Raw genomic sequence first — 17,004 nt, forward strand, 5'->3', positions numbered from 1 at the left:
CAGACCCTCCAGCACCTCCGCGAACGACGGCACCCCGGCCGTGAAGGCCAGGTCCACCACGCGGGGCCCCTCCGGGATCGGCATGCCCGCGTCGCACACCAGCACCCCGTCGGTGTGGCCGAGCGAGGCGAGGGCGCCGGACAGGTGCCGGTTGAGGATCCCGTGCTTCTTCACAGCTCCGCGACCTCCGCCGCCGTCGGGAACGACACCTGCGCGCCCTCCTTGGTGACCGTCGCCGCGCCCACCCGGGCCGCGTAGGCGGCGGCCTCGGCGAGCGGTTCGCCCGTGCCCAGCCGCCACGCCAGCGCCGCGGTGAACGCGTCCCCGGCGCCCGTGGTGTCCACCGCCTCCACCTTCACCGACGGCACCCGCGTCACCCCCGCCGAGGACGCCACGAGCGCGCCCTCACCGCCCAGGGTCACCACCACCGAACGCGGACCCTTCGCCAGCAACAGCCGCGCCCAGTCCTCGGGTTCGTCGCTCACCTGGGCGCTGTCGCCGAGGATCACCTTCGCCTCGTGCTCGTTGACGATCAGCGGGTCGCAGGCCGCCAGCACCTCCGACGGCAGCGGACGCGGCGGCGACGGGTTGAGGACGAAGCGGCTGTCCGGCGCGAGGCTGCGCACCACCTCCACCACCGACTCCAGCGGGATCTCCAGCTGCGTCGACACCACCCGCGAGGCGTGGAAGAGGCTCGCGGCGGCGCGTACGTCCGACGGGGTCAGCCGGCCGTTCGCGCCCGGCGAGACGACGATGCTGTTGTCGCCCGACGGGTCCACCGTGATCAGCGCGACCCCGGTCGGCGCCCCGCCCACCAGCACGCCCACCGTGTCGGCCCCGGCCTCGCGCAGCGAGTCCAGCAGCAGCCGTCCGTGTTCGTCGCTTCCGACCCGCGCCAGCAGGGCGGTGCGCGCGCCGAGCCGGGCGGCGGCGACCGCCTGGTTCGCGCCCTTGCCGCCCGGGTGCACGGCCAGGTCGGAGCCGAGTACCGTCTCCCCGGCGCCCGGCCGGCGCTCCACCCCGATCACCAGGTCGGCGTTGGCCGAGCCGACGACCAGGAGGTCGTAGTCGTACATGAATTCGCTCCCCGATCCGCTGAGGAGGGCGGGCGGTCCGGTGACCGCCCGCCCGTGTGCCTCTGAGGCCCGGCGCCCCGTGGGGCTCCTGTGCCTCCGTGGTCCCGTGCCCGGTGTCAGCCTTCGAAGCCGGCCACGTTCTCCTTCGTGACCACCTTCACCGGGACCTTCACCATCTTCTCCACCTTTTCGTCCTCCGCGGCCCGCAACGCGTTCCGCACGGCGATCCGGCCGAGTTCGCTCGGCTGCTGGGCGACGGAGGCGTACAGCGTGCCCGCCCGCACCGCCTTCAGCCCGTCCGGGGTGCCGTCGAACCCGACGACCTGCACCGACGTTCCGGCCTTGGAGCCGAGTGCCTTGATCGCGCCGAGCGCCATCTCGTCGTTCTCGGCGAAGACGCCGTCGATGTCGGGGTGCGCCTGGAGCAGGTTCGTCATCACGTCCAGGCCCTTGGTGCGGTCGAAGTCCGCGGGCTGCTTGGCGACGACCTTGATGCCTGGGTAGGCCTTCAGGCCCTCCGCGAAGCCCGCCCCGCGCTCCCGGCTGGCGGAGGTGCCGGCCTGGCCCTGGAGGATCACGATGGTGCCCTTGCCGCCGAGCTTCTCGGCGAGCGCCTTGGCGCCGAGCGCGCCGCCCTCGACGTTGTCGGAGGCGACCAGGGCGGAGGTGTCCGCCTTGTTGACGCCGCGGTCCACGGCGATCACCGGGATGCCGGCCTGGTTCGCGCCGCGTACGGACGGTCCGGCCGCGTCGGAGTCCACCGGGTTGACGACGACCGCGGAGAGCGAGCCGCTGGTGAAGTTCTGGAGCTGGTTGGCCTGCTGGGAGGCGTCGTTCTGCGCGTCGGTGACGGTGAGGTCCACGCCCAGCTTCTTCGCCTCCTCCTCGGCGCCGTCCCGGATCTGCACGAAGAACGGGTTGTTGAGCGTCGACAGGGACAGGCCGATCTTCGGCTTGTCCGCCCCGGACGACCCGCTGTGCAGCAGCGAGGTGGCGCCGACGACCGCGACGGCGACGACGGCCGCGATCACGTACGTCAGTGCCTGCTTGCCCTTGTTCCCGCCGCCGGACGCGCCGGCCGCCGGGGTGGTCGCGCCCGCCTTGCGGCGCACCGTGTCGAACAGCACCGCCAGCGCGATGACCACACCGATGACGACCTGCTGCCAGAAGGCCGACACCGACAGCAGGTTGAGGCCGTTGCGCAGCACCGCGAGGATCAGCGCGCCGATCAGCGTGCCGGACGCCTTGCCGGTGCCGCCCGCGAGGGAAGCGCCGCCGATGACGACCGCGGCGATCGCGTCCAGTTCGTAGCCCTGCGCGGCCTGCGGCTGCGCGGACGCCAGCCGGGAGGCGAGCACGATGCCCGCGGCGGCCGCGAACAGGCCGGAGAAGGCGTAGATGGCGAGCTTCTGCTTCTTCACGCGCAGGCCCGACAGCCGCGCGGCCTCCTCGTTGCCGCCGATCGCGTACATCGAGCGGCCGATGTACGTCCGGCCCAGGACGAACGCGGTGAGCAGACCCATCACGACCATGACGAGCACCGGCACCGGCAGCCAGCCGCCGAGCGTGTCGCCCAGGTGGGAGACGGAGTCGGGGAAGGCGATGGGCGAGCCCTGAGAGATCACCAGCGACAGCCCGCGCGCCACCGACAGCATCGCCAGGGTGGCGATGAACGGCGGGAGTTTGCCGTACGAGACGAGGAAGCCGTTGACCAGGCCGCAGACGATGCCGGTCGCCACGGCGAGGAGCACCGCGAGGGCCACCGGGATCCCGGCCTCCGTCGCGCTCCACGCCAGCACGGTCGCGGACAGCGCGGCGACCGAGCCGACCGACAGGTCGATGCCCGCCGAGACGATGACGAAGGTGACGCCGAAGGCGAGGATCGCGGTCACGGCGGCCTGGACGCCGACGTTCAGCAGGTTGTCGGCGGTCAGGAAGTCCCCGGACAGCGCCGACATGGCGACGACGAGGACGATCAGCGCGGTCAGCGCGCCGTTGTCGAGGAGCAGCCGGCGCAGGCCGCCGGTGGCGCCGCCCTGCGCGCCCGGCTTGCTCTTGAGCGTGTCAGTGGCCACCGGGGGCCTCCGTTCCGTTGCTGGGGGAAGTGGTGCTGACGGCGAGGGCCATCACGGCGTCCTGGGTGGCGTCGGCCGCGTCCAGTTCGCCCGCGAGCCGGCCCTGCGCCATGACCAGGACCCGGTCGCTCATGCCGAGCACCTCGGGCAGGTCGCTGGAGATCATGAGCACCGCGGCGCCGGCCGCCGTCAGCTCGTTGATCAGCTGGTAGATCTCGACCTTCGCGCCGACGTCGATGCCGCGCGTCGGCTCGTCGAGGATGAGCACCTTGGTGTCGGCCAGCAGCCACTTGCCGATGACGACCTTCTGCTGGTTGCCGCCGGAGAGCGTGCGCACGTGCTGGCCGAGCCCGGCCATCCGCACGCCGAGCTGCCCGGCGATCCGGGCCGCGGCCTCGCGCTGCCCCTTGAGGTCGACGAGCCCCGCACGCGAGGAGGACCGGAGGGTGACCAGGCCGAGGTTCTCCTCGACGGAGGCGTCCAGCACCAGCCCCTGGCCCTTGCGGTCCTCGGGCACCAGCCCGATCCCGGCCGCGAGCGCGGCGTTCACATCGTGGCGGCGCAGCGGGGCGCCCGCGACGTGCACGGTCCCGGCGTCGTACGGGTCGGCCCCGAACACCGCCCGGACCACCTCCGTCCGCCCTGCCCCGACCAGCCCCGCGATGCCGACGACCTCACCGGCCCGCACCTCGAAACTCACGTCGTGGAAGACGCCGTCCCGGGTCAGCCCCTCCACCTTCAGCAGCGCGTCCCCGGCGTCGGCGCGCTCGCGCGGGTACTGCTGCTCGATCGACCGTCCGACCATGAGCCGTACGAGCTCGTCCTCGGGCGTGGAGGCGGGCACCTGCCCGACGCTGCGGCCGTCCCGGATCACGGTGACCCGGTCGCCGAGCGCGGCGATCTCCTCCAGATGGTGGGTGATGAAGACGATCCCGACGCCGTCCTCGCGCAGCCGCCGCACGATCGCGAACAGCTTCTCGACCTCCTCCGAGGTCAGCACGGCGGTCGGCTCGTCCATGATCAGCACACGCGCGTCGAGGCTGAGCGCCTTGGCGATCTCGACCATCTGGAGCCGGGCGATACCGAGTTCGCGCACCCGCGCCCGGGGGGACACGTCGACCCCGACGCGCTTCAGCAGCACCTCGGCGTCGGCGTCCATCCGCTTCCGGTCGATCATCCCGAACCGGCGCGGCTGCCGCCCGAGGAAGATGTTCTCCGCGACCGTCAGATCGGGGACCAGGTTGAACTCCTGGTAGATGGTGGCGATCCCGAGCCGCTCGGAGTCCTGCGCACCGTGGATGCGCACCTCCTCGCCGCCGACCGTGATCCGGCCGGCGTCGGGCGTGTAGGCGCCGGAGAGCATCTTGATGAGCGTGCTCTTGCCGGCGCCGTTCTCACCGAGCAGCACGTGCACCTCGCCGCGGCGCAGGTCGAAGTCGACGCCGTCGAGCGCGACCACGCCGGGGAAGGTCTTGCGGATGCCCTCGATACGCAGCAACTCGTCAGGACTGCGGCTGCTCACGGCGTACTCCTTCGTACGGGGGAGGGGGACGGGGGTCGCCCGGTCCCCGGCTCGCCGCACGAGCGGCGCACGACGAGCCGGGCGGGAAGGGTGACCGACGCGCCGGGCCGCCCGGCGATCCGGTCGACGAGGGCGCGTACGGCCGCCCGCCCCAGGTCGCGGGTGGGCTGGGCGATCGCGGTGACCGGGGGGTCGGTGTGCACGAACCAGGGGATGTCGTCGAACGCGGCGAGCGCGATGTCGTCCGGCACCCGCAGCCCGCGCGCCCGGATCGCGTCCAGCGCGCCGAGCGCCATCAGGTTGTCGGCGGCGAACACGGCCTCGGGCGGCACGGGCAGGTCGAGGAAGCCCTCGGTGACGCGGCGCCCGCTCCCGGCCTGGAAGTCGCCCTGCCCGATGTAGGCGTCGGGCAGCTCCAGCCCGTACGCGGCGAGCGCCTCACGGAAGGCGTCCACGCGTTCCCGGCCGGTGGTGGTCGCGGCGGGCCCGGCGATGATCGCCAGCCGCCGGTGCCCGAGCCCGTGCAGATGCGCGACGAGGTCCCGTACGGCGGCCCGCCCGTCGGACCGGACCACGGGCACGTCCACGCCCGGGATCCACCGGTCGACGAACACCATGGGCGTCCCCGCCCGCGCGGCCCCGAGCATCCCGGGCGAGCCGCCGTCGGTGGGGGAGACGAGCAGGCCGTCGATACGGCGGTCCAGCAGGGTGGTGACGTGGTGGTCCTGGAGGCCGGGCCGCTCGTCGGCGTTCCCGATGATCACGCTGTACCCCAGCGCGCGGGCCTCCTCCTCGACGGAGCGGGCCAGCTCGGTGAAGTACGGGTTCATCACGTCGCTGATGACCAGCCCGAGGGTGCGGGTCTCGTCGGTGCGCAGGGAGCGGGCGACGGCGTTCGGCCGGTACCCGAGCGCCTCGACGGCGGCGGAGACGCGCCGCCGGGCGTCCTCGCTGACGGACGGATGCCCGTTCAGCGCACGCGACACCGTGGCGACGGACAGCCCCGCCTCGGCGGCGACGTCCTTGATGCTCGCCATCGCCGTTCCACCTCCTCGTGGAATCGATTACACGGAGGATTGGAATCGATTACACCGGCGGTGGGCAAGGGGGTGGGGGGTGGCCGCAACCGAATCGTGACCGGGGCAGGTGCGGCGGTGGCCGCCACAGAGGTTCGCCATCCGGTATGAAGCGGTCATCCATGAGGCGGCACTGCGTATCAGGGTCAGCGGCCGAGCCACCGCGCGGGCTCAACTGAACCGACTACTCGAGTTGTCCGAGGCCGGGCACGTCTCCGTGCGTGTCATCCCTCTCGACCGGGACGACTTTCCTGCAGCATCCAGCACGATGACCTACGTGGGCGGCCCCTTGCCCGAACTGGACACGGTGGTCCGCGACGCCTTGCACGGCACGGTCTTCATCGATTCCGAAGCGCAACTCGAGACCTACCGGACGAGTTTCCGTATGGTGGAGGCGGCTTCACTCGACCTTGACAAGTCGCGTGACTTCATCCACAGCCTCGCGAAGGAGCTGTAGGCAGCATGGAGAACTGGCGTAAGTCGTCCTACTCGGGTCCGGGTGACGGCAACGAGTGCGTCGAAATCGCGACCTCCCTCGCCTACGGTCGTCCGCGACTCCAAGGCCCCGGACCGGGCCACCCTTGTCTTCGCCAGCGAGACCTTCGCCGTTTTCGTCGAGGGGCTGAAGAGGACGGCAAGCGGTTCGTGATGCCTCGCGTCACCACCTGGCGTGAGTCGTCCTACTCAGGCCCCGACGACGGCAACAACTGCGTCGAGGTCGCCACCTCAGCTGACCACACAGCCGTCCGTGACTCGAAAGCCTCCTCGCAGGGAGTCCTCGTCTTCCACGAGGGAGTCTTCGCCGAGTTCGTCGACGCGCTGAAAGGAGCCGAAGGCCGGCCATGCCCCCGCTCGCCCGAGACGGGAACCTCCGCTCACTGATCCTCGGATCCGGCCCTCATCAGCGCGTCCGGATCCGGGAAGCGGGGGTTGTCGGCCAAGTCCCCAGCTGCCTCCTCGTCGAGCCAGAGCACCCGCTCGGGTGAGCCGTCGCCCGTGTCGAAGAGGCAGCACACCGCGCCGGACGCGGCGGCGAGGTCGGTGAAGACCTTCCTGACCGCGGGTGACGCTTCGAAGAGCCTGCTCATCCTCGATGTCGCAGCCCAGAACTCCAGGCATGCGTAGTGCGGGTCCAGGAAGGACTGGAAGCGGACCGTCAGGTAGACGTATCCGATCGGGACCCGCCCGTCCACCACGTGATGCCCGAAGTCCTCCGCGTACGCGCGCACCGCTTCGTCCGCCGGGAACATGATGGACGTGTCGAGTTCGAAGCTGTCCAGAGAGGAACAGTCGACCGGCTCGCTCTCGAAAGAAGCCGTGAACGGCAGGACGACCCGCTCACCGTCCGGGAGGGTCACCGGCAGCGGTGGCGCCTCCCGCCCCGGCGGCGCCAGCTTCGCCACCTCGGTCAGCGCACGCGCCAGGTTCTCCGGACGCAGATGGATGTCGTAGCTGTAGGTCAGTCCCACGGCTCTCCTCCCGCGCGCTGCGAGCCCCCGCTCACGACCTACCGACGCTCCGCACCGCCAGGTACAGCCGTACGCGCGTCAGGTCTTCCGCCTCGACGCGCACCTCCTGCCCCCAGTGGGTTGTGAGGCGGTGGGCCACGTCGACCAGGCGGCGGCGGTCCTGAGGCGTGTAGGCCGGGTAGCGCGCCTGCCCCGTGTCGGCGATCTCGTTGCCCAGTTCCGTGAACAGCAGGGCGCGGTACCGCCGCTCCTCTTCATCGGTCAGCGGCGGGACACCGTCGTCCTCACCTGTGCCGGGCAGCGTGCGGACGTTGTAGAGGTCGCGTATCACCAGGGCTCGCCTCCGCTCCGGGACTGTCGCGCGAGCGTACCGCGTACACGGGGATCTCCCCGTGCCCGTACGGGCTGTCACACCGCGCGAGTACCGTCGGATCATGCCCAACCACCCACCCGCCGCGTCCCCCGGCGAACGCCGGCTCGCCACGCTCGAAGGCGTGTTGGAGCGCATCACGTACGCCAACGAGGAGAACGGCTACACCGTCGCCCGCGTCGACACCGGCCGGGGCGCCGGCGACCTGCTCACCGTCGTCGGGGCGCTGCTCGGCGCGCAGGTGGGGGAGTCGCTGCGGATGGAGGGGCGCTGGGGGTCGCATCCCCAGTACGGCAAACAGTTCCACGTGGAGAACTACACGACCGTGCTGCCCGCCACCGTCCAGGGCATCCGCCGTTACCTCGGCTCGGGGCTGGTGAAGGGCATCGGGCCGGTCTTCGCCGACCGGATCACCCAGCACTTCGGGACGGACACCCTCCGCGTCATCGAGGAGGAGCCCAAGCGGCTCATCGAGGTCCCGGGGCTCGGGCCCAAGCGGACCAAGAAGATCGCCGAGGCCTGGGAGGAGCAGAAGGCGATCAAGGAGGTCATGCTCTTCCTCCAGACCGTCGAGGTGTCCACCTCCATCGCCGTGCGCATCTACAAGAAGTACGGCGACGCCTCCATCTCCGTCGTGAAGAACCAGCCGTACCGGCTCGCCGCCGACGTCTGGGGCATCGGCTTCCTCACCGCCGACAAGATCGCCCAGTCCGTCGGCATCCCGCACGACAGCCCGGACCGGGTGAAGGCGGGCCTCCAGTACGCGCTGTCGCAGGCCACCGACCAGGGGCACTGCTATCTCCCCGAGGAGAAGCTGATCGCGGACGCGGTGAAGCTGCTTCAGGTGGACACCGGGCTCGTCATCGAGTGCCTGGCCGAGCTGGCCGCCGGGCCGGAGGACCCGGGCGAGGACCCCGGCGTCGTACGGGAGAAGGTGCCCGACCCCGACGGCGGGGACCCCGTCACCGCCGTCTACCTGGTGCCGTTCCACCGCGCCGAGGTGGCTCTCGCCGCCCAGCTGATGCGGCTGCTGCGCACCGACCAGGACCGGATGCCCGCGTTCCGGGACGTGGCGTGGGACAAGGCGCTCGGCTGGCTGCGCGGCCGTACGGGGACGGAGCTGGCGCCCGAGCAGGAGGCCGCGGTCAAGCTGGCGTTGACGAAGAAGGTGGCCGTGCTGACCGGCGGGCCGGGCTGCGGCAAGTCGTTCACCGTGCGGTCGATCGTGGAGCTGGCCCGCGCCAAGAAGGCGAAGGTGGTGCTCGCGGCCCCGACCGGCCGCGCCGCCAAGCGGCTCGCCGAGCTGACCGGCGCCGAGGCGTCCACCGTGCACCGGCTGCTGGAGCTGAGGCCGGGCGGGGACGCGGCGTACGACCGGGACCGGCCGCTGGACGCCGACCTGGTGGTGGTCGACGAGGCGTCCATGCTGGACCTGCTGCTGGCGAACAAGCTGGTCAAGGCCGTGCCGCCGGGCGCCCACCTGCTGTTCGTGGGGGACGTGGACCAGCTGCCCAGCGTGGGCGCGGGTGAGGTGCTGCGGGACCTGCTCGCCGACGGCAGCCCCGTCCCCGCCGTCCGCCTCACCCGGGTCTTCCGCCAGGCCCAGCAGTCCGGCGTGGTCACCAACGCCCACCGGATCAACGCCGGGCAGCACCCGGTGACCGACGGCATGAAGGACTTCTTCCTCTTCGTCGAGGACGACACCGAGGAGGCCGGGCGGCTCACCGTGGACGTGGCGGCCCGGCGCATCCCCGCGAAGTTCGGCCTCGATCCGCGCCGTGACGTGCAGGTCCTCGCCCCCATGCACCGTGGCCCGGCCGGCGCGGGCACGCTCAACGGGCTGCTCCAGCAGGCCGTCACGCCCGCCCGTCCCGACCTGCCCGAGAAGCGGTTCGGCGGCCGGGTGTTCCGCGTCGGCGACAAGGTCACGCAGATCCGCAACAACTACGAGAAGGGCGCCAACGGCGTCTTCAACGGCACCGTCGGCGTCGTCACCGCGCTCGACCCGGTGGACCAGCGCCTGACCGTGCTGACCGACGAGGACGAGGAGGTGCCGTACGACTTCGACGAGCTGGACGAACTGGCGCACGCGTACGCGGTCACCATCCACCGCTCCCAGGGCAGCGAGTACCCGGCCGTCGTGATCCCCGTGACGACGGGGGCGTGGATGATGCTCCAGCGCAACCTGCTCTACACGGCGGTCACCCGCGCCCGGAAGCTCGTCGTCCTGGTCGGCTCCCGCAAGGCCATCGGGCAGGCCGTGCGCACGGTGTCGGCGGGCCGCCGCTGCACGGCCCTGGACATGCGCCTCGCCGCAGGGGGCGGCGGAGCCCGCCCCGCCGATTCCGCGTCCGCGTGAGGGGGACTCGGGTGGACCCGGGGGGGGTGCACCCCCTCTCGGCGGGGGCGGACGCCGCTGTGAGGGCCCCGTCACCGAAAAATGATCGATCAAATGAGTCGTGAAGGTCACAGAGGGCTTCCGGAAGGGGAACACAGGGGGCAGGATGGGCAAGTTGGCGGCACTCAGTGCCGTCAATAGGCCCGATGGTCGACCCCGAGTGCACTCTCCTGAGCCGAGTGGGGGATGGTAGAGACAGTCAGGGCACCTCGAAGATGAGGCACAACGTCGGTGAGGGAAGACGTGAGCGACAACTCTGTAGTACTGCGGTACGACGGCAGCGAGTACACCTACCCGGTGATCGACAGCACCGTCGGTGACAAGGGCTTCGACATCGGGAAGCTCCGCGCCCAGACCGGTCTGGTGACGCTGGACAGCGGCTACGGCAACACCGCCGCCTACAAATCCGCGATCACCTATCTCGACGGCGAGGCCGGCATCCTCCGGTACCGCGGCTACCCGATCGAGCAGCTGGCCGAGCGCTCCACCTTCCTGGAGGTGGCCTACCTGCTGATCAACGGTGAGCTGCCGACCGTCGACGAGCTGGCCGCGTTCAAGGACGAGATCACGCAGCACACCCTGCTGCACGAGGACGTCAAGAACTTCTACCGGGGCTTCCCGCGCGACGCCCACCCGATGGCCATGCTGTCCTCGGTGGTCTCCGCGCTGTCCACGTTCTACCAGGACAGCCACAACCCGTTCGACGAGCAGCAGCGCAACCTCTCCACCATCCGTCTGCTCGCCAAGCTCCCGACGATCGCGGCCTACGCCTACAAGAAGTCGGTCGGCCACCCGTTCGTCTACCCGCGCAACGACCTCGGCTACGTCGAGAACTTCCTGCGCATGACCTTCTCCGTCCCGGCGCAGGAGTACGACCTCGACCCGGTCGTCGTCTCCGCCCTGGACAAGCTGCTGATCCTGCACGCCGACCACGAGCAGAACTGCTCGACGTCGACGGTCCGCCTGGTCGGCTCGTCGCAGGCGAACATGTTCGCCTCGATCTCCGCCGGCATCAACGCCCTGTGGGGCCCGCTGCACGGCGGCGCCAACCAGTCGGTGCTGGAGATGCTCGAGGGCATCCGCGACAGCGGCGGCGACGTCGACTCCTTCATCCGCAAGGTGAAGAACAAGGAGGACGGCGTCCGCCTGATGGGCTTCGGCCACCGGGTCTACAAGAACTTCGACCCGCGCGCCAAGATCATCAAGGCCGCCGCGCACGACGTGCTGTCCGCCCTCGGCAAGTCCGACGAGCTGCTGGACATCGCGCTCAAGCTGGAGGAGCACGCGCTCTCCGACGACTACTTCGTCTCGCGCAGCCTCTACCCGAACGTGGACTTCTACACCGGTCTGATCTACCGGGCCATGGGCTTTCCGACCGAGATGTTCACCGTGCTGTTCGCCCTTGGGCGGCTGCCGGGGTGGATCGCCCAGTGGCACGAGATGATCAAGGAGCCGGGGTCTCGGATCGGGCGCCCGCGGCAGATCTACACGGGGGTCGTCGAGCGGGACTTCGTTCCGGTCGAGCAGCGCTGACACCTGCCCGGTGCGGGTTGGGCGCCTTGCGCCCAGTTGCTCGGTGCTGAAGGGGCGTGGGCGGCTGCGGGTCGGCTTCGGCTGGTCGCGCAGTTCCCCGCGCCCCTTAGGCGCGCACACGCGCCCCCTCCAAGTGAACGGGCAAAGGAAAAGGCGCCCTGGCCGCCGGTCCCCCCACGGGCCGACGGTCCAGGGCGCCTTCCCATGTCCCGGTGCGGATTCCCCCCACGGGATCCGGCCGGGCGCTTGTGAGGACAGCGCCTGAATCGCTGGTTGAGTACGGCGGACCTGAATCCGCCGCACTCGTCGGTGTGCGGTCTGCCGGGACAACGCACGTCGGGAGGGCCGCTCAAAGCTTCCCTGGGCACGTGCCCCGGCAACGCAATCTCTGGAGAAGTCCCCCAAGACATCCCCAGATGCCAGGTAGCGCCCCCCAAGACGCTGCCCGACATCGCCAACTTAGACCTTCGAACCCCTTCGATGGTTACGTTCAGATCACTGTGATCTGCGTCTCTTGCATATGTCCCCACACTGCGCAGGAGCCCGCAAATCTCTCACGGGGCCAAGCGTAAGGATGATGCGCGAGGCTTGTGAAGAGCTTATGTGAGGGTCTTACCGGACTCCAGGGGTACTGCCCAACTTGAGACCTCAATGAAATGACCGGAGCCGCAGACTGTTCGTGACCACGAACACCGACGAGAAGGCCATGGCGGCTCCGGCGATCATCGGGTTCAGCAGGCCCGCCGCGGCCAGCGGCAGCGCGGCCACGTTGTAGCCGAAGGCCCACACGAGGTTGCCCTTGATCGTGGCGAGGGTGCGCCGGGACAGCCGTATCGCGTCCGCCGCCACTCTCAGGTCGCCGCGCACCAGGGTGAGGTCGCCCGCCTCGATCGCCGCGTCCGTGCCCGTGCCCAGGGACAGACCCAGATCGGCGACGGCCAGCGCGGCCGCGTCGTTGACGCCGTCGCCGACCATGGCGACGCTGCGCCCCTCGCGCTGGAGCCGGCGTACCACGTCGGCCTTGTCCTCGGGCAGCACCTCGGCGATCACCCGGTCCTCGTCGATGCCCACGGTGCGCGCGACCGCCTCGGCCACCGCCCGGTTGTCCCCGGTCAGCAGTACGGGTGTCAGGCCCAGTGCCCGCAGGTTGCGGACCGCCTCGGCGCTGGTCTCCTTCACCGTGTCGGCGACGGCGAGCACACCGCGTGCCGCGCCGTCCCAGCCGGCCACCACCGCGGTGTGCCCGGCGCGCTCCGCCTCCTCCTTGGCCCGCGCCAGCTCCGGCGGCAGCTCCCCGAACACCTCGGACAGCCGCCCCACGGCCACCTCACGGCCCTCCACACGTCCGCGTACGCCCCGGCCGGGGACGTTCTCGAAGTGCTCGGCCCGCGGCAGCGCGTCCACGCGCTCCTCGGCGCCCGCGGCGACCGCCCGCGCCACCGGGTGCTCGGAGGCGTGCTCCAGCGCGCCCGCGAGGCGCAGCAGCTCCTCCTCGTCCGTGCCCTCGGCGGCGTGCACCGCCCGCAGGGACATCCGGCCGGTGGTGACGGTCCCGGTCTTGTCCAGGACCACCGTGTCCACGCGCCGGGTGGACTCCAGCACCTCGGGGCCCTTGATCAGGATGCCGAGCTGGGCGCCCCGCCCGGTGCCGACCATCAGAGCGGTCGGCGTGGCGAGCCCCAGGGCGCACGGGCAGGCGATGATCAGCACGGCGACGGCCGCGGTGAACGCGGCGACCGTGTCCCCGGTGTTGCCCAGCCACAGCCCGAAGGTGGCGGCCGCGATCAACAGCACCACGGGCACGAACACCCCGGCGATCCGGTCGGCGAGCCGCTGCACCTGCGCCTTGCCGGTCTGCGCGTCCTCCACCAGCTTCGCCATCCGCGCGAGCTGCGTGTCCGCGCCGATCCGGGTGGCCTCGACGACCAGCCGGCCGCCCGCGTTGACGGTGGCGCCGGTGACGGTGTCGCCCACGGTCACGTCCACCGGCACGGACTCGCCGGTCAGCATGGACGCGTCCACGGCGGAGGAGCCCTCGACGACCGTGCCGTCGGTGGCTACCTTCTCCCCGGGACGCACCACGAACCGGTCGCCCACCGCCAGCCGCTCGGCCGGCACCCGCACCTCACGCCCGTCCCGCAGTACGGTCACGTCCTTGGCGCCCAGCTCCATCAGCGCCCGCAGCGCGGCGCCCGCACGGCGCTTGGAACGGGCCTCCAGATACCGGCCGAGCAGGATGAACGCGGTGACCCCGGCCGCGACCTCCAGATAGATCGCGGAGGCCCCGTCGGCGCGGGAGACGGTCAGCTCGAAGGGGTGCCGCATGCCCGGCTCGCCCGCGTCCCCCAGGAAGAGCGCCCACAGCGACCAGCCGAACGCGGCCAGCGTGCCCACCGACACCAGCGTGTCCATGGTGGCCGCGCCGTGCCGCAGATTGGTCCAGGCGGCCTGGTGGAAGGGCGCCGCGCCCCACACCACGACCGGCGCGGCGAGGGTCAGGGAGAGCCACTGCCAGTGGTCGAACTGCAGCGGCGGGATCATCGCCATCAGGACGACCGGCAGGGCGAGCAGCGCGGAAACGATCAGCCTGGTGCGCAGGGCGGCCGTCTCCGGGTCGGGCGCGGAGGCGGTCTCCTCGGCGTCCTGCCGCGGAGGCGCCGGCTCCTCGGCGGTGTAGCCGGTTGTCACCACCGTGGTGATCAGATCGGCGACCTCGACGCCCGGCGGATACGCGATCCGGGCCTTCTCGGTCGCGTAGTTCACCGTGGCGGTGACGCCTTCCATGCGGTTGAGCTTCTTCTCGACGCGGGCCGCGCAGGAGGCGCAGGTCATCCCGCCGATGAGCAGCTCGACCTCCGAGAGGGCCGCCGGCTGCTCCGCGGCGGCCGGGGCCTCGGGGGCGGTGGTGCTGGTCATGTCCGTGCTCCAGGGACGTCCGGGGTGCGGAGGGCGGCGGCGGGCCGGGCCGAACGGGCCGTGCTTGCCGGGTGGCCGGTACGGCCCGGTTCACGCCGCGCGGGGTGAGTCGAAGGCGCGGGTACGGCGCCGCTCGGATGCGGCGCCGTACCCGCGCCGCTCGGATGCGGCGCCGGAAGGGGTACGGCGCCGGGTCAGACCGTGCCGGCCAGCTCGAAGCCGGCCTCGTCGACGGCGGCGCGCACGGCGGCCTCGTCGAGCGGAGCGGCGGAGACCACGGTCACCTCGCCGGAGGAGGCGACGGCCGTCACCGAGCTGACGCCGGGAAGCTGCGAGATCTCGCCGGAGACGGCGCCCTCGCAGTGGCCGCAGCTCATCCCGGTCACCTTGTAGACGGTGGTGACGGAACCCTGGGTGTCGGTCTGGGACGTCATGTCGTTCTCCTCGACGGGGCGTGTGGGGTGCGCAGGGGGTCGGAGGGGCCGCTGAGGACCCCGTACCATCCACACTATACCCCTAGGGGGTATGAATCCAGGACGGGGGGGACGGAGGAGCGTGGCGCCGGGACGGCCCGGAAGCGGCCCGGAAGGCGCCGTGCGACGCCCCGGGGATAGCGTTCCGCCGACGACGGCGATCATCGGAAGGCGGGACCTGGCATGCGAGCGGTGCTGTTCGAGCGGTACGGGAAGCCGGCCGAGGTACGCGAGGTCGCGGACCCGGAGCCGGCGGAGCACGGGGTCGTGGTCCGGGTGGAGGCCACCGGCCTGTGCCGCAGCGACTGGCACGGCTGGCAGGGCCACGACCCGGACATCACCCTCCCGCACGTCCCCGGGCACGAACTCGCCGGAGTCGTCGAGGCGGCCGGCCCCCGGGTCACCCGCTGGCGCGCCGGGGACCGGGTCACCGTGCCGTTCGTCTGCGCCTGCGGCTCCTGCCCCGCCTGCGCGGCGGGCGACCAGCAGGTGTGCGAGCGCCAGACCCAGCCCGGTTTCACCCACTGGGGCTCCTTCGCCCAGTACGTGGCCCTCGACCACGCCGACGTGAACCTCGTCGCCGTCCCCGACGGCATGGCGTACGCCACCGCCGCCTCCCTCGGCTGCCGCTTCGCCACCGCCTACCGGGCCGTCGTCCAGCAGGGCCGGGTCGCGGCGGGGGAGTGGGTGGCGGTGCACGGCTGCGGAGGCGTCGGGCTGTCCGCGGTGATGATCGCGGCGGCGGCCGGCGCGCGCGTGGTCGCGGTCGACGTGGCGCCGGGCGCGCTCGATCTGGCGCGGCGGTTCGGCGCGGCGGAGTGCGTGGACGCCTCGGCGGTACGGGACACCGCCGCCGCGGTCCGCGACCTGACCGGAGGCGGCGCGCACCTGTCCCTGGACGCCCTGGGGGCGCCCGCCACCTGCGCCGCCTCGGTCAACGGGCTGCGCAGGCGGGGCCGGCACGTGCAGGTGGGGCTGCTGCCCTCGGAGACGGGCACGACACCCGTGCCGATGGCCCGCGCCGTCGCGCTGGAACTGGAGATCCTCGGCAGCCACGGCATGGCCGCGCACGCCTACCCGGCGATGCTGGACCTGGTGCGCGCGGGGGTGCTCCGCCCGGACCTGCTGGTGACCTCCGTGATCGGACTGGACGCGGTGCCCGGCGCGCTGGCGGCGATGGGCGAGGGGGCGGGGCCGGCGGGGTCCGGGGTCACGGTGATCGAACCCTGGGCCTGAGCGCCGGTCAGCCGTCCCGGCGGTTGCGGTTGCCGGGGCGGGCGGCGACCCAGCGGCGGACGGTGTCGGGATGCCAGTAGGGCTTCCCGCCCTCCACCCGGTCCGGCGGCGGCAGCAGGCCGTGCTTGCGGTAGGACCGCACGGTGTCCGGCTGCACCTTGATGTGGGCCGCGATGTCCTTGTACGACCACAGCTCGGTCATGTGTGCACCTCCCCGCACACGCCGCGGCGGCGGCCGGGGGTGGCCGTCAGGGGGAGCCGGGCGTGCGCTGGCGATCGACAGCGTCGTGCGTTGAGAACGAGCGGGGTTGTGCAGGGAGGGGGTGCGTGCGCGGGTGTGACGGAAGGGGCACGGGGGTGTGACGCCTGTGACGCAACACCAGTGTTGGTAACAGAAACGGCACACAAGTGCCCCAAAGGGGCGCGAGGAACGGCGCGCCCAGCCCCACACGGCCCGCACCCGGCGTACAAGAGCCCCCGGCACCCCGATAGCCGCCCAGGGGCGCGGGGAACTGCGCGCCCAGCCCCGTGCGGCCCGCACCCGGCCTACAACAGGCCCCGGCACCCCGGTGGCCGTACGGGTGTGGGGCGCGGGCCCGCTGAGGGGTGCCGCCTGCGCCCACCCGTGCCGCCCCAAGCGGCACGACTGCCCGCAGGTGGCGGCCCTAAGGGGCGCAGGGAACGGCGCGATCAGCCCCGTGCGGCCTGCACCCGGCGTGCAACAGTTCCCGGCACCCCGGTGGCCGTACGGAGGTAAGGCGCGGGCCCGCTGAGGGGTGCCGTCTGTGCCCACCCGTGCCGCCCCAGCGGCACGACTGCCCGCAGTCGGCAGGGGCGCGGGGAACTGCGCGATCAGCCAC

The 17,004-nt window shown here is 71.9% G+C and carries 14 protein-coding genes and 2 pseudogenes; 6 read left to right on the forward strand and 10 right to left on the reverse strand.

Features of this window, described 5'->3' with window-relative positions; translation table 11 throughout:
• From CCN29_RS36155 to CCN29_RS23100, 5 genes are all read right to left on the reverse strand, one after another.
• Positions 1 to 174, reverse strand: a 174-nt coding sequence (locus CCN29_RS36155; protein WP_442538461.1) for an RbsD/FucU domain-containing protein, incomplete at its 3' end; no start/stop codon positions are given.
• On the reverse strand, positions 171 to 1,076 hold the full coding sequence (locus CCN29_RS23085) for a ribokinase (protein WP_031060151.1): 906 nt from the start codon (positions 1,074 to 1,076) through the stop codon (positions 171 to 173). The genes CCN29_RS23085 and CCN29_RS36155, both read right to left, overlap by 4 nt.
• A 116-nt stretch (positions 1,077 to 1,192) precedes the next feature.
• Positions 1,193 to 3,151 (reverse strand): ABC transporter permease/substrate-binding protein, encoded by a 1,959-nt coding sequence (locus CCN29_RS23090; RefSeq protein WP_086684184.1) that lies wholly within the window; start codon positions 3,149 to 3,151, stop codon positions 1,193 to 1,195.
• Complete coding sequence (locus CCN29_RS23095; RefSeq protein ID WP_086684187.1) at positions 3,141 to 4,673, reverse strand: sugar ABC transporter ATP-binding protein; 1,533 nt, start codon at positions 4,671 to 4,673, stop codon at positions 3,141 to 3,143. The genes CCN29_RS23090 and CCN29_RS23095 overlap by 11 nt, the downstream gene beginning before the upstream one ends.
• Entirely contained in the window at positions 4,670 to 5,710 is a 1,041-nt protein-coding gene (locus CCN29_RS23100; protein ID WP_031060148.1) for a LacI family DNA-binding transcriptional regulator, read from the reverse strand. The genes CCN29_RS23095 and CCN29_RS23100 overlap by 4 nt, the downstream gene beginning before the upstream one ends.
• Positions 5,711 to 5,837: 127 nt before the next feature.
• Here CCN29_RS23100 and CCN29_RS23105 point away from each other — a divergent pair.
• From CCN29_RS23105 to CCN29_RS23115, 3 genes and pseudogenes are all read left to right on the forward strand, one after another.
• Positions 5,838 to 6,206 (forward strand): annotated as a pseudogene (locus tag CCN29_RS23105) (Scr1 family TA system antitoxin-like transcriptional regulator); the annotation flags it as partial.
• A 5-nt stretch (positions 6,207 to 6,211) separates the two neighbouring features.
• Positions 6,212 to 6,365, forward strand: a pseudogene (locus tag CCN29_RS23110) (DUF397 domain-containing protein); the annotation flags it as partial.
• Between the two features lie 32 nt (positions 6,366 to 6,397).
• Positions 6,398 to 6,631 (forward strand): DUF397 domain-containing protein, encoded by a 234-nt coding sequence (locus CCN29_RS23115; RefSeq protein WP_086684205.1) that lies wholly within the window; start codon positions 6,398 to 6,400, stop codon positions 6,629 to 6,631.
• On the opposite strand, the gene CCN29_RS23120 is transcribed toward CCN29_RS23115, so the two are convergent.
• Positions 6,625 to 7,218, reverse strand: coding sequence for a hypothetical protein (locus CCN29_RS23120; RefSeq protein WP_086684189.1), 594 nt, complete (start codon positions 7,216 to 7,218; stop codon positions 6,625 to 6,627). The genes CCN29_RS23115 and CCN29_RS23120 overlap by 7 nt on opposite strands.
• A 31-nt stretch (positions 7,219 to 7,249) precedes the next feature.
• A complete protein-coding gene (locus CCN29_RS23125) occupies positions 7,250 to 7,549 on the reverse strand; it encodes a hypothetical protein (RefSeq protein ID WP_086684193.1) in 300 nt (99 codons plus the stop codon).
• A 103-nt stretch (positions 7,550 to 7,652) separates the two neighbouring features.
• Here CCN29_RS23125 and recD2 point away from each other — a divergent pair, with 103 nt between their 5' ends.
• Both recD2 and CCN29_RS23140 read left to right on the forward strand, forming a co-directional pair.
• The gene (gene recD2, locus CCN29_RS23130) at positions 7,653 to 9,947 is read left to right on the forward strand and encodes an SF1B family DNA helicase RecD2 (protein ID WP_086684196.1); all 2,295 of its coding nucleotides are present in this window, start codon (positions 7,653 to 7,655) and stop codon (positions 9,945 to 9,947) included.
• Between the two features lie 282 nt (positions 9,948 to 10,229).
• A complete protein-coding gene (locus CCN29_RS23140; RefSeq protein WP_006136277.1) occupies positions 10,230 to 11,519 on the forward strand; it encodes a citrate synthase in 1,290 nt (429 codons plus the stop codon).
• Positions 11,520 to 12,167: 648 nt separating this feature from the next.
• Here the strand turns inward: CCN29_RS23140 and CCN29_RS23145 are convergent.
• The gene (locus tag CCN29_RS23145) at positions 12,168 to 14,435 is read right to left on the reverse strand and encodes a heavy metal translocating P-type ATPase (protein ID WP_086684199.1); all 2,268 of its coding nucleotides are present in this window, start codon (positions 14,433 to 14,435) and stop codon (positions 12,168 to 12,170) included.
• A 194-nt stretch (positions 14,436 to 14,629) separates the two neighbouring features.
• A complete protein-coding gene (locus CCN29_RS23150) occupies positions 14,630 to 14,869 on the reverse strand; it encodes a heavy-metal-associated domain-containing protein (RefSeq protein WP_006136275.1) in 240 nt (79 codons plus the stop codon).
• A 222-nt stretch (positions 14,870 to 15,091) separates the two neighbouring features.
• Here CCN29_RS23150 and CCN29_RS23155 point away from each other — a divergent pair, with 222 nt between their 5' ends.
• Positions 15,092 to 16,144, forward strand: a complete 1,053-nt coding sequence (locus CCN29_RS23155) for a zinc-dependent alcohol dehydrogenase family protein (protein WP_086684202.1) — start codon at positions 15,092 to 15,094, stop codon at positions 16,142 to 16,144.
• A 7-nt stretch (positions 16,145 to 16,151) separates the two neighbouring features.
• Here the strand turns inward: CCN29_RS23155 and CCN29_RS23160 are convergent, their stop codons facing one another.
• A complete protein-coding gene (locus CCN29_RS23160) occupies positions 16,152 to 16,346 on the reverse strand; it encodes a helix-turn-helix transcriptional regulator (protein WP_006136273.1) in 195 nt (64 codons plus the stop codon).
• Between the last annotated feature and the right edge of the window lie 658 nt (positions 16,347 to 17,004).

This window comes from Streptomyces pseudogriseolus (genome assembly GCA_002154585.1).
Lineage (GTDB): Bacteria > Actinomycetota > Actinomycetes > Streptomycetales > Streptomycetaceae > Streptomyces > Streptomyces pseudogriseolus.